At 53.2% G+C, this 12,394-nt stretch carries 11 protein-coding genes; 4 read left to right on the plus strand and 7 right to left on the minus strand.

The genetic code is table 11. The features are described 5' to 3' along the window. Nucleotides 1-32 precede the first annotated feature (32 nt). The 4 genes from ACJROR_RS09665 to bioB form a co-directional block, all read right to left on the minus strand. Nucleotides 33-755: a hypothetical protein gene (locus ACJROR_RS09665; RefSeq protein ID WP_406040504.1), complete on the minus strand. Its 723-nt coding sequence runs from the start codon at nt 753-755 to the stop codon at nt 33-35. Nucleotides 756-908: 153 nt separating this feature from the next. Next, nucleotides 909-1,679 (minus strand): methyltransferase domain-containing protein, encoded by a 771-nt coding sequence (locus ACJROR_RS09670; protein ID WP_406546901.1) that lies wholly within the window; start codon nt 1,677-1,679, stop codon nt 909-911. Next, nucleotides 1,676-2,959 carry an aminotransferase class I/II-fold pyridoxal phosphate-dependent enzyme gene (locus ACJROR_RS09675; RefSeq protein ID WP_406546902.1) on the minus strand — a complete coding sequence of 428 codons (1,284 nt, stop codon included), beginning with the start codon at nt 2,957-2,959 and terminating at the stop codon, nt 1,676-1,678. The genes ACJROR_RS09670 and ACJROR_RS09675 overlap by 4 nt, the downstream gene beginning before the upstream one ends. Next, a complete protein-coding gene (gene bioB / locus ACJROR_RS09680; protein ID WP_406546903.1) occupies nt 2,956-4,005 on the minus strand; it encodes a biotin synthase BioB in 1,050 nt (349 codons plus the stop codon). The genes ACJROR_RS09675 and bioB overlap by 4 nt, the downstream gene beginning before the upstream one ends. A 154-nt stretch (nt 4,006-4,159) precedes the next feature. On the opposite strand from bioB, the gene bioA reads away from it, so the two are divergent. Continuing rightward, nucleotides 4,160-5,464: an adenosylmethionine--8-amino-7-oxononanoate transaminase gene (gene bioA, locus ACJROR_RS09685; RefSeq protein ID WP_406546904.1), complete on the plus strand. Its 1,305-nt coding sequence runs from the start codon at nt 4,160-4,162 to the stop codon at nt 5,462-5,464. Between the two features lie 41 nt (nt 5,465-5,505). Here bioA and ACJROR_RS09690 read toward each other — a convergent pair whose 3' ends face one another. Both ACJROR_RS09690 and ACJROR_RS09695 read right to left on the minus strand, forming a co-directional pair. Beyond that, on the minus strand, nt 5,506-6,297 hold the full coding sequence (locus ACJROR_RS09690; protein WP_406040494.1) for a hypothetical protein: 792 nt from the start codon (nt 6,295-6,297) through the stop codon (nt 5,506-5,508). Between the two features lie 157 nt (nt 6,298-6,454). After that, nucleotides 6,455-8,176 carry a proline--tRNA ligase gene (locus ACJROR_RS09695; protein ID WP_406546905.1) on the minus strand — a complete coding sequence of 574 codons (1,722 nt, stop codon included), beginning with the start codon at nt 8,174-8,176 and terminating at the stop codon, nt 6,455-6,457. Nucleotides 8,177-8,424: 248 nt separating this feature from the next. Here ACJROR_RS09695 and nqrM point away from each other — a divergent pair, with 248 nt between their 5' ends. Continuing rightward, nucleotides 8,425-8,640: a (Na+)-NQR maturation NqrM gene (gene nqrM, locus ACJROR_RS09700; RefSeq protein WP_406040490.1), complete on the plus strand. Its 216-nt coding sequence runs from the start codon at nt 8,425-8,427 to the stop codon at nt 8,638-8,640. 109 nt (nt 8,641-8,749) lie between these two features. After that, nucleotides 8,750-9,817 (plus strand): FAD:protein FMN transferase, encoded by a 1,068-nt coding sequence (locus ACJROR_RS09705; protein ID WP_406546906.1) that lies wholly within the window; start codon nt 8,750-8,752, stop codon nt 9,815-9,817. Nucleotides 9,818-9,909: 92 nt separating this feature from the next. Here the strand turns inward: ACJROR_RS09705 and ACJROR_RS09710 are convergent, their stop codons facing one another. Further along, a complete protein-coding gene (locus ACJROR_RS09710; protein WP_406546907.1) occupies nt 9,910-11,823 on the minus strand; it encodes an AAA family ATPase in 1,914 nt (637 codons plus the stop codon). A gap of 484 nt (nt 11,824-12,307) precedes the next feature. On the opposite strand from ACJROR_RS09710, the gene ACJROR_RS09715 reads away from it, so the two are divergent. Then, the coding region (locus tag ACJROR_RS09715) for a Mur ligase domain-containing protein (protein ID WP_406546909.1) at nt 12,308-12,394 on the plus strand (87 nt) is incomplete at its 3' end.

Genomic DNA, 12,394 nt, shown 5'->3' on the forward strand with positions numbered 1-12,394 from the left:
TAGGGGAGCTCGGACTGCTGCCCGGATTGCGTTTATTTATTGCGGCCTTTCATTCTGATTTCATTCATTTCCGCGGCATCCCGGGCCGGGGTCGCCCCCTCCAGCATTTTGTTAAGATACGCTATCTGTTCCTTGTCTTTGGCGATATGCCGCTGAAAAAAGTAAATTGTGAGAGCGAGATTCTGGAGCGAGCTCAGTACCACGCTGTCGTTATAGCTGGTGTCGGTGGTAAGAATGGTAATGAAGCTGGCGAGTCCCTGTCCGACGTAGGTATCGTATTCCTCGGGTTCTCCCTGGCAGGACAGCCGGGTGCCGTAGATATAGTTTTCGTATTCGCTGGCCTTGCATTCTCCGGAGGCGGTGAGGTTGGTAATGACATCAGCTGCCGTGATGTCGTTTTTAGGCTCCATGACAATGCTCATAATGTCATGCTCCGGGCACCGGAAGGCGGCAAATATTCCGTCCCGGGTGTAGCTTATAAGGGAGCAGCCCTCCGGCAGTACCGCCGGGGCGGTGTTGCGCAGGGCCTTGGCCAGTGCCGGATTTACCGCGGGATTCTTAGCTTCCGGAGGCGCCGGGAGAATCTGGGCGGAGGTTCCCCCGGTGTTAAGGGCCCTCTGGGCGGCCTCCGTATCAAAGGATGATGCGGGAGCGGCGGTTTCAGCCAGAGCGTAACCGGCGCCGGCAGTCATGAGAATAATCGCCATGGCGGGAAGGAGTGACCGGGCTTTTGTCCGATAGTTTGCTTGATTCATGAGCCTTTCTCCGGAATAGGGGATAAATCAGTGTTAACCCAAAAGGGCTGATTACGGTGCTATGTTAAACCAAAGCTCTGCGTTTTGCAGCAGTTATGCCGGAGATATGCCGAAGATATGCCGGAGAATAGCTGGGATCTCATTTTCGGGAGATCACTTTTTGAGATATCCCAGCACAAAGGCAGTGCTGTAGGTATGAATAAGAGCGTCTCGGGTCTGCCTCTCCCCCAGAATCCCGAAAAACCTCCGGCAGGCTTCCCGGGGCATCGGTTTTGCGGAGACGCCGCTGGCTCCGATTTTGCGGATGGAGTCCAGATAGGCCCGAATACTGGCATACCTTTCCTGAAAAACCCGTTCCTGAGTTATGATGCCGTTGGAATCCTGACTTGAGGCTTTTCCGGCAATGCCGCATTCATCCAAAAGGACGTTAATTTCTGTGAGATTTCGGAATTCCATGCATCTCCCCGGAAGTCCGGCCTTCTCAAGATCCTCTGAGAGCTCCTTCAGGGTTCCCGTTACGGGAATGGCGAGGGCGATAAAGGCTCCGTTCCGGCTGATGCGGCGGATTTCCCGGAACGCCTTTTCCAAACGGCACCAATGAAGAGCCATGGATGAAAATATCAGATCGCAGGAGTCAGCGGGCAGGGGGATATTCTCAATGTCTCCCGTAACAGCCCGGGCAGCGGGCACTCCGGTTCTGGCGGCCCGGGCCGTCATGGCGGGAGAAATGTCGATGCCGATAATGCTTTGGGCCTTTTCCCTGAGGGCTGCGAAGTTCACTCCGGGACCGGAGCCCAGATCCGCTCCCCGGAAAAAACCGTCCGGGATTTCCTGAATAAGGGCGGCAGCGATTCTTTTCTGCACTGTGGCCAGAGAGGCGTAGCTGTCCGCCCCTCTGGAAAAATGCTTTTCCGCCATGCTCATAAATTTTCTTCCCTGTCCGGAAAAGCTGCTCCGGTGTGCTGTTCTGCCGGCGGCTGAGTCCCATAGCCTTCCTGTCCCAGCCTTCGGATAATCTGATGAAGCTTTTCCGCAAGAAAATCCGCATCCTCCTCCCGGTGTGCGGCGGTGAGGGTGATCCGGAGGCGGGCGGAGCCCCGGGGCACCGTGGGCGGCCTGATGCTGCCTAAGAGTATTCCTGCCTCTTTAAGCTCCTCTGATACCCGCATCATGACGCCGGCGTCCCCGATAATGACAGGCTGGATGGCGGTTTCCGAGCCGGGGCAGCATTCCGGAAGGAGGCTTTTCATGGCGTTCTGAAATCTTCTTATGAGAGCCCTGAGATGACTTCTGAGTTCTGCTCCTTCGCTGCCTTCAATGATGTCCAGGGCCTTCAGGGTACCTTGAGCCAGAAAGGCCGGAGCCATGGTGGAATAGATATACTCCCGGGAGGTATTTACCATAAAGTCCGTAAAATCGCGGTCGCCGGCCGCAAAGGCTCCGGATAGCCCCAGAGCCTTGCTGAAGGTGCCCATGTAAACATCGATGTTCTGAAAGCCCGTGCCCTGATAATCCGGGCTGCCGTGTCCCTGCCGTCCCAAAACCCCGAAGCCGTGGGCATCATCAAGGATCAGTGGCGTCCGATACTGTTCCCGCAGGGACAGGAGTTTTTTAAGAGGGGCCTGATCCCCGTCCATGCTGAAGACTCCCTCAGTGGCAATTACCCCGGGGCCCGGGGATTTTCGGAGCAGCTTTTCCAGATGAGCGGCATCATTGTGCCGAAACCGGGAGATCCTTTTGGCATAAAAGGCCATATCCTGCATGGAGGCATGAGACAGGCGATCCAGATACAGTCCCGCATTGAGAGTCATAAAGGCCTTCATAAGAGCCTGATTGGCGCTGAAGCCGGTGCTGAAGAGGAGGACGCCCTCTTTTCCGGTAATTGCCCGGAATCGTTCCATAAGCTCCTCATGAACGGGGCAGAGGCCGGTAACCAGAGGACTGGCTCCGGAACCGGCCCCGTATTTTTCCATGCCTTCCCGGAGAGCCCGGAGGATTGCGGGATGAGTTGAGAGTCCCAGATAGTCGTTGGAGGCAAAGTTAAGGAGGGGGCCGGATCCGGTCATGGCAAAGCGGCTTCCGGATTTGCCGGGATCCTCATCGTCCCAGATTCTGGTTACTGCCGGGCATTTCCGTAACAGATCCTGCTTCTCCAGATCCTTAAGGATCTCCCCGGTATTAAAGATGCTATTGATAAGACTCACAGATGTTTTTCCAGACTGTAGCACTTATGATCCGAAAAGCTGTCATGGAGGCTGTCATAGATTTTCCGGCCGTCCTCTTCCGGAGTGCCTTCGGGGCCTTTAAGGGTGGTTTTTACCCCCAGTTTCCGGAGCAGGGCAAAGTCGGAATCCTCCCTGGCATTGGGGGTGGTGAGGAGCCGGCAGCCGTAAAACACGGAATTGGCTCCGGCCAGAAAGGCCAGGGCCTGAGCCTCGGCGCTGAGAGATTTTCTGCCGGCGGACATGCGCACATAGGATGTCGGCATGATGATCCGGGCGGTGGCAATCATTCTGATAAAGTCCAGCGGATCCACGTCCGGCTGGTTTTCCAGAGGGAGGCCCTTCACTTTGACCAGAATATTTATGGGAACAGATTCCGGATGGGGATCCAGATTGGCCAGGGTTTTCAGGAAGCTGGCCCGGTCATCAGCGGATTCTCCCATGCCCACAATGCCTCCGGAGCAGATTTTAATCCCGGCCTTCCGGACATATTCCAGAGTTTTCAGGCGATCCGCAAAGGTGCGGGTGGTGATGATCTGGCCGTAATATTCCGGAGATGTGTCCAGATTGTGGTTGTAGTAATCCAGCCCGGCCTCTTTAAGTTCCCGGGCCTGGTTTTCCGTAAGCATGCCCAGAGTCATGCATGTTTCCAGTCCCAGCGCTTTAACCATCCTTATCATTTTGGTGAGATACGCCATATCCCGATCCCGGGGATCCCGCCAGGCGGCCCCCATGCAGAAGCGGGTGGCTCCCGCATCCCGGGCCTCCTTGGCCTTTTCCAGCACGGTATTGAGATCCAGAAGCCTTTCCGGCTGAAGACCGGTGGGGTTATGAACGCTCTGGGGGCAGTATTTGCAGTCCTCGGGACAGCTGCCGGTTTTAATCGAGATGAGAGAGCTTACCTGCACCGTACCCTCCGGAAAGTACTTCCGGTGCGTTTCCTGAGCTCTCATGATGAGCTCCAGAAAAGGAGCGGTCAGTATTTCCTTTACCTCCCGCTGAGTCCAGTCGTGTCTGATTTCGTCCATGGGGCCATCCTGCTCTTAATGAAAAAAAATTCGGGATTGCAGGGTTTTTCGGCCCGGGCAGCCCCGAATAAAGTCGGAATGTATTTTTGAGTTTAATCTTTGGGAGTATACTGTCAACGTATTTTAAATCATAAGGTTTACAGAAGTATAAAACATGAACAATGAATTACTGACCTTTGCCAGAAATCATGTCTGGCATCCCTATGATTCCCTTAAGGATCCTATTCCGGCGCTGGACGTGGTTCGGGCTGCGGGAACCACGCTGTATTTAAGCGACGGCAGAGAGCTTACGGACGGCATGTCCGGCTGGTGGTCGGTCTGCCACGGCTACGGCCATCCTGTAATTATTTCCGAAATGGAGAAGCAGCTTCGCAGAATGTCTCATGTAATGTTTGCCGGACTTATCCACGAGCCGGCGGCAGAGGTGGCGCGGAGGCTGTCTGCCATGACTCCTCAGGGCCTAAACGATGTCTTTTTTGCGGATTCGGGTTCCGTGGCGGTGGAGATTGCTCTCAAAATGGCCGTGCAGTATCAGGAAAGCCGGATGCCTTCCCGGAAGAGATTTCTCACGGTGCGGGGCGGCTATCACGGAGATACCCTGGGAGCCATGTCCGTTACGGATCCCGGGAACGGATTTTCCGGCTCCTTAGGCCGGTATATTCCGGAGCAGATCTTTATTTCCCGGCCGGGGATTCCCTTCGGGGCTCCGTGGGATGCCGGAGCCATGGATGAGCTTCATGAGGTTCTGGAACGCTATCAGGACGAGATTGCCGGATTTATTCTGGAACCCGTGATGCAGGGAGCCGGCGGCATGTATTTCTACCATCCGGAATATCTCCGCGCAGCCCGGAAGCTTACCCGGGACTATGACGTGATTTTTATCTGCGATGAAATTGCCACCGGCTTCGGACGCACCGGTGAAATGTTTGCCTGTGATTATGCCGGGATCTCTCCTGATATCATGACATTGGGGAAGGGGCTTACGGGGGGCATGATTTCATTAAGTGCCGTTCTTACCGGAGACAAAATCCGGGAGGGGGTGCACCGATCCTCGGCCCGGGCCCTTATGCACGGCCCCACCTTTATGGCGAATCCTCTGGCCGTCAGCGCGGCTCTGGGGAGCCTCAAGGCCCTGGAAAGCTACGACTGGAGAGCCCGGGTGCATCATATTGAGGAGATCCTGAAACGGGAGCTCGCTCCCCTTGCCGCGTCTCCCCTGGTACGGGAGACCCGGGTGCTGGGGGCGGTGGGAGCAGTGGAAATGCGGCAGCCGGTGCATACCGCGGCGATGCAGGCCTTTCTGACGGGAGAGGGAGTCTGGCTGCGTCCCTTCGGGAACATCGTTTACATTTATCCGCCTTTTGTGATTACGGACGAGGATCTTCTCCGCTGTGTCCGGAGCGTAGAAAAGCTTATTCGCGGCATGGAAAAGGGCGTTATCCGGGGCTTTCGGGAGTAACCGAGAGGCAGAGCAGAACAGGGGCGGAGTTTAGCCCGCTCCTACTTGCACTCTTTTCCGGCCACCAGATTGGTGATCTCGCGGTTATTGATAATGCCGTGCCACTTCATCTTGTCCAGCATGGATATCAGGTGCCGGGAGCTTTTGCCCTTGCAGGCTTCCCGGTACATCTGCTCCAGATAGCCGTCCAGAACCTCCGCGGAATTCCTTTTGTCCTCCCCGGGGGCCGGGGTGTACTGCACGTAGAAGTGGATCTCCGAACCGGGGCCGATGGCCGCCCGTTCCAGCACCAGATTGGGCGCCAGCCGGCGGGGGAGATTCTTTTCTAAAAGCGGACGGTAGACCCGGTTCAGAAAGTCCTCGTCATAATAGCCCTGCTTTTTCTGCTTCACCATGGCCTTGGTGGTGTTAAAGCTGTTGCCGCTGTTTTCTTTGCAGAAGCCGTCATTCAGAAGGTGCCGGGAGATCTCCTGTCCGGAGCTGTCAAGATAGACCAGGCTGAGATAGCTTTGCTTGTTGATGTAGCGGGAAAACTGGCCGGAAATCCGGGAGCCCTGACAGAAAAATCCGGTCAGAAATTCGGAGCTGGCGGAAGCGAAAGTATCCGCGCTGTCCTTTTGTTCCTTGAGGTTCAGGCTGTTTTTCTTAACGGTTACCTGGATGCCCTTGCCGTCGGGCAGGGGAGATACTTTGGTTTCATTATCCGGATCCTGAGGGAGCAGCTTGGTGAGATCCTTCATGAGGGTTTCCTGATCCTCTGCCGGGGAGCATCCGGTCAGCATCATGACAGCAATTCCGGTAATAGTCAGATATCTCTGCAGTTTTTTAAGCATGCCGTTATCCCTCCTCCGATGTCTGATGGAATTCATCTTAGCACATTCTGCTCTTCCGGATTTTGACTTAGGCTGAGTCTTCCGGAAAATCTCGCCGCAAAAAAACGCGGCCCTGAGAGGAGAGTCGCGCTTTAATCAGATCAGCGAAATTACCGAGTTATTTTCCGATCTTTTCCCGGAGGAGGTTCCGGATATCGGCCAGAGGCACCTTGGTCTTGGCGAGATCCTTTCTGGCTTCGTATTCCACCGCCCCTTCCTGCAGGGTCTTGTCTCCGATGATAACCAGGTGCGGAATGCCCAGAAGCTCCATATCCGCAAATTTAACCCCCGGTCTTTCGTTACGGTCGTCCAGAAGCACCTCGGCGCCGGCCTTGATAAGATCCTCGTAGAGTTTATCCGCAGTCTCTGTCACCTGAGCGCTCTTGCCGTAGTTCAGCGGAATTATTGCCACCTGGAACGGAGCCAGAGCATCCGGCCAGATAATGCCGCGGTCATCGTGATTCTGTTCGATGGCGGCGGCGATTACCCGGGTAACGCCGATGCCGTAGCAGCCCATTTCCATGGGGATGTTCTTGCCGTTTTCATCGAGCACGGTGGCCCCCATGGCAGCGGAGTACTTGGTGCCCAGCTCAAATACCTGGCCTACCTCAATGCCGTGCTTGAGGATCACGGTGCCCTTGCCGTCCGGACTGGGATCTCCGGCCACGATGTTGCGGAGATCCTGCACCTCGAATTCCGGAATATCCCGTACCAGGTTGGCCCCGGTGTAGTGGAAGCCGGTTTCATTGGCTCCGGTGCAGAAATCGGACATTACGGAGGCCGCCCGATCCACGATGATGCGTCCCTTAAAGCCCACCGGCCCCAGAGAGCCCGGAAGAGCGCCCAGAGTTTCCTGAATTTCCTTTTCAGTGGCGAAGGTCAGCGGCGCGGAAATCCCGGGGATCTTTTCTGCCTTGACCTCGTTAAGCTCATGATCGCCCCGCAGCACCAGCATTACCAGACAGTCCTGGCCCTCCGGAGTTTCCCCGTGCACCACCAGAGTCTTGGCTACCGTGCTGACATCCCGCTTCAGGAAGGCTGCCACCTCCTCCACGGTATGAGCATCAGGAGTGGCCACCTTGGTCAGGCTTTCCGCCGGAGCCTTTCTTTCTTCTGCCGGCATGGGAGCCTCCGCCATTTCGATGTTGGCGGCATAGTCTGACTCATTGGAGAACACAATGATGTCCTCGCCGGCATCGGCCAGCACCTGGAATTCATGGGAATGATTGCCGCCGATGGAGCCGGTATCGGCCTCAACCGGCCGGAAGAACAGTCCCATTCTGGTGAAGATGCGGTTATAGGTGTCGTACATCAGCTGATAGGTTTCATGGAGACTTTCCAGGGTTGTATGGAAGGAATAGGCATCCTTCATGACGAATTCCCGGCCCCGCATGACTCCGAAGCGGGGACGCACCTCGTCCCGGAACTTGGTCTGGATCTGATACAGGTTCAGGGGCAGCTGCTTATAGCTTTTAACTTCATAGGAGGCCAGCCAGGTCACTACTTCCTCGTGGGTGGGGCCGAGCACAAAGCTGTTTTCCTTTCTGTCCCGGAAGCGGCAGAGCTCGGGGCCGTACTTTTCCCATCTGCCGGATTCCTGCCAGAGCTCCGCCGGCTGCACTACCGGCATATTTATTTCCAGAGCTCCGGATTTGTCCATTTCCTCGCGGATAATGTTTTCCGCTTTGTTCAATACTCTAAGTCCGGCGGGAAGCCATACGTAGAGACCGGAGGCCAGCTGCCGGATGAGACCGGCGCGGAGCATAAGCTGATGACTGGCAACAGAGGCTTCGGCGGGAACCTCTTTCAGGGTTGATATGAGAAATTTACTGGTGCGCATGTTTAGCCTTTAGATTAATCCCTGTGACACAGGTAGAAAAAACTGTCCGCTATTTTAGCAAAAACGGAGCCTTTTGGAGAGTCTGATGCTTCCCGGTTCATCATGCCGTTTGCGGAGGAAAGGCCTGACCGGAACGGCCAAATGACGAAATTGCCGGCCTAAGAAAGCCTATTCATGGTAAAATCATGCTGTTCCGGCGGGAATGCCGGATGTTTTTGCAAAACCGTTCTTTCAGGGGGAATTCCGGAGTGGTACTTTTTCTTTATACGTTTGCGGCGTTTGCGCTGTTCTTTCTTCTGGCCGGTGTGGGCTACATCATTCAGCACAAGATGATTCACGGTTCCTGCGGCGGTCTCGCAAATGCCGGTATTGAAAAGGCCTGTTCCTGCGAAAAGCCCTGCTTTAAAAGAAGAGTGGTAACCAAAATCAAAAGCCTGGCCGGAAAAGACCCCGGACAGAGCTGATGCCTTTTGCTTTTCCGGCGCTGCCGGATCTTCCGGAAGACTTTATCCCGATTCCGGTTTTCTTTATTTTATTTTCACTGACAGCTTGATGCAGGATCTTTAACCTTTAATGAAAAAAATAGCGCTATCCCTTTTAACTGTTTCCCTTCTGGCCGGATTCTGCGCCGGCCTTGCGGGGTGCGACATCGGCACCTCTTCCCGCAGCGAGATCAAAATCGGCGGAAAGACCATGGGCACCTTCTACAATATCACTGTTATCGGGGATTATCCCGGCGGACAGGATCAGCTTCGGCATGAAGCCGAGGAGGTGCTGGACAGCATAAACAAGGAGATTTCCTTTTTTGACCGGAACAGCGAGCTTTCTCATTTCAATCAGCACAGATCCACGGAGCCCTTCAAGGTGTCTCAGGACGTGGCGGACGTGGTTATCGCCAGTATCCGGGCCGGGCAGGAATTGCATGGCGCGGTGGATGTCACCGTAGGCCCCTTGGTGAATCTCTGGGGCTTCGGACATGTAAAGCCCGAAACTCTGCCTCCCGTTCCCGATGATAATGCCATTAATGCGGCCCGGAAACGTGTCGGTCTGGACAAGCTGCATGTGATTGTGGGCTACAATTCGGCGCAGCTTAAAAAGGACAATCCCCAGCTGGAGGTGGATCTTTCCACGGTAGGCGAAGGCTTCGGAGCGGACAAGCTGGCGGAGCTCATGGATCGCCGGGGGATTCAGAACTACATGGTTTCGGTGGCCGGCGCTATCCGCACCAAGGGGCTTAACAGCCGGGGCAAGGACTGGGTGGTGGCTATCGAGCATCCGACCACAGAGCAGGCGGTGGGGCAGCGGCTGGAGATCCCGGTCTGCACCAGAGGACAGGCCATTTCCACCTCGGGAAGCTATCGCAACTATAAAATTGATGAAAAAACCGGCGCGAGGCTCAGTCATATTATCGATCCGGCCACCGGAAAACCCATTACCCATCATACGGTTTCGATTACCGTGGTGGGCCCTACGGCGCTCTGGACAGATGCCATTGATACCGGACTTATGGTTATGGGATCCGATGAGGCGCTCCGCTATGCCAATGAAAGAAGCATGGCCATCTACACCATTGTGAAGGAAGGCAATGAGTTCAAGTCGCACTACAGCAAGGCCATGCAGCAATATCTGGTCTGCGACTAGAATTTTCTGAAGGATGACAAGATACAGAGGGAGCTTTTTAAAAGGGCTCCCTTATTTTTTTCGGGGGCATTTCCTGAGCCGGCGTCCCGCTCTTAATCCGTGATCTCCTGAAGATAAAACTCGCCGTAAACATACAGTACGGCGTATTTGTGAAGATGCGGGATTTCCTTAAGGTGATCATCCGTGACATAAAAATCAAGCTGTGTCCGGGCTTCCTGAAACAGCTTGTCTCTCACGGATATTTTTGTCTTTCTGGCGGCCCGGGAATTCCTTTTGTATTTGAATTCGATAACGTAGCTCGGCCCCTCAGGATCGGTATTTTCAGCTACCAGATCCGCGCGGCCCTTTTTGGTGTTTGCTGCCATTACATGCGCACTGCCGGAAGCTTCTTCGGAATTCTGATTCATTGCTGAATCAGCCAGAGCGCCGTCAGCTAATACCGGGATGCCGTTATGCCGGACATAATATTCTCTGGTCAGAATAAAGGAATTGTCAGGATTCCATTTCATGGCAAGATAAACTGCCAGCGCGAGCTGATATTCGGCTTCTGCGGCAATATCGGTCTGAACAAATGATGAGGCCACTGATTTCAGGAGACTGACAATCTGAGTGAGATTATTTGTTCGGGCCGCTTCGGAAAGCTGCACCTGACCTTCAATACTGTCAGCGGGAATCTTCATTTCCGCCAGAGAATACCGCTCAAAAAGCCGTTTGAAATACTCATTGGCAATTTTGACAAAGGTGCCGTTCATCGGTTTTCCGAAATAGCATTCTGTTTCTGCCGGAGACATCAGGGTCAGAAATCCGAGATGATAAAGAAGCGAGATGCCCTGATATTTGCTGAGACCGGCTTTGGGGGAAGCGAGTTTTATGGTTACCGGTAAAACGCATGACACCGGAGCTCCTTTTCTTAATGAGCGGCACAGGGCCTCTCGGTCCTCCCGTTTCATCAAATTCAGATAACCCGTGAGCTTGGTATAATCAACATCATTGGCAGAAGAAATTTCCAGAACCGGAATATTTGCGTAATCGTTTTTAAGTGTTCTGATAAAATCAAGACATAGCGCTGAATTGTATACCGGTTCCTGGCAGTTTTTTGCGAAACGGTAGCCGTCATATCTGTCCTTCATGACATTTTTAAGCTCTTCATAGGAAAAAGGGCATTTCCGGCTGTCAACGGTTTCCCGGAGCAGGGTAATAACTTCATCATCGGTAAATCCCGCCAGGCTGCCAAGCTCCGGACGATCGGAAAGCTTTGCCGATACAAATCCCGACACTGCCGTATCCATGGTAATCGGGAGGACTCCCGTTATAAAAATCCGCTGAACGACTTTTCTTTGATTAAAGTTGCGGAGGACATTATAAAACGCTCCGATTTCTCCGTCTTTTCTTGATATGTCGGCAAACATTTTTAAGTCGCGGCTTAAAATATCATTGGTGAAATTATCATATTCATCAATAATAATCATCAATTTTAATAAGTTTTTCTTTGAGATAAATTTGGTTAGGAAATGCGTGACTATCTTTGCCGGAGAATTAAAAACATTTCTGTCATCATAAAAGGTGACAACGGCATTTACGGGATCCTGAATATCAGCTGACTGCAATTCCGGAATAATTAACTCCGGGTATGCAGTATAAAAATCTGCAATTCCGGCAACGATCTGTTCCATGAAAGAATTGATGGCATCCGTTACGCTGTCCAGAGTTCTGATACCGGAAAAGTCAAATTTCAGCACATGATAGGAATTTTTAAGCTCTGTGGGATGATCGGCAATCCAGGTTCCTTTGAAGAGCTTGTCTGCCACAGGCTGACTTGCCTTGTCATAGTAATAGCTGAGGATCTCGGTGAACATGGTTTTGCCAAACCGGCGGGGTCTCAGCAGCAAGGCAACATAGGTGTCCAGATCCTCGTATTCCTTAATGAATCTGGTTTTATCGATATACGCAAGATTTCTGTTTCTGATGAGTTCAAAATCGGAGACGGAATCAGGAATATTTTTCATTGAGAACCTTCGGGCAAACTGGCTTTTCCGCATCCTGAAGGAGTGATGCGCTTAACTTAAGGCGAAGACGGAGGCATATAAAAAGGGACATCCCTTGACAGAACTTTTGATTTTCTGACAGGAGGTAAAGGGATGCCCCTCGCTAAGTATACTAAAAACCGCGCCGAAACGGAAAACATTTTCCCATAGGTGAGAAATGCGCGAGGAGAAGGTCAGAAAGGAGATCGAGGAAAAGGCTAAGAGAGGTTGTGAAGCCCGCCGGGTCGCTGTTTTGATGCTGAAATGGCGGTGTTGAAAGCGTGATGGCACAGGCTCTCTCAGTTTAATCCTGCAACCGAGTTAACATTAAATGGTCAGAGGCAGAACGCCCCGAAAAAAATAATCACGAGGTGGGTTATAATCACATGATTCTGCACAGCCCCGCAGGAGCTCCTGCGGGGCTTGAGACAGCGTTGTTTTTAAAACTCAGAGACAGACAGGTTATATGCACGTTCATATTTTAGGAATCTGCGGCACCTTCATGGGAGGGGTGGCAGTTATTGCAAAGGAACTGGGCTATCAGGTATCGGGA

It is taken from the genome of Succinimonas sp. (assembly GCF_045225735.1).
Taxonomy (GTDB): Bacteria; Pseudomonadota; Gammaproteobacteria; order Enterobacterales; family Succinivibrionaceae; genus Succinimonas.

What these genes read in the sequence shown, in the direction of transcription:
- ACJROR_RS09665 (WP_406040504.1), bottom strand. Translation starts at nt 755, where the DNA reads ATGAATCAAGCAAACTATCGGACAAAAGCCCGGTCACTCCTTCCCGCC.
- ACJROR_RS09670 (WP_406546901.1), bottom strand. Translation starts at nt 1,679, where the DNA reads ATGAGCATGGCGGAAAAGCATTTTTCCAGAGGGGCGGACAGCTACGCC.
- bioB (WP_406546903.1), bottom strand. Translation starts at nt 4,005, where the DNA reads ATGGACGAAATCAGACACGACTGGACTCAGCGGGAGGTAAAGGAAATA.
- bioA (WP_406546904.1), top strand. Translation starts at nt 4,160, where the DNA reads ATGAACAATGAATTACTGACCTTTGCCAGAAATCATGTCTGGCATCCC.
- ACJROR_RS09690 (WP_406040494.1), bottom strand. Translation starts at nt 6,297, where the DNA reads ATGCTTAAAAAACTGCAGAGATATCTGACTATTACCGGAATTGCTGTC.
- ACJROR_RS09695 (WP_406546905.1), bottom strand. Translation starts at nt 8,176, where the DNA reads ATGCGCACCAGTAAATTTCTCATATCAACCCTGAAAGAGGTTCCCGCC.
- ACJROR_RS09705 (WP_406546906.1), top strand. Translation starts at nt 8,750, where the DNA reads ATGAAAAAAATAGCGCTATCCCTTTTAACTGTTTCCCTTCTGGCCGGA.
- ACJROR_RS09710 (WP_406546907.1), bottom strand. Translation starts at nt 11,823, where the DNA reads ATGAAAAATATTCCTGATTCCGTCTCCGATTTTGAACTCATCAGAAAC.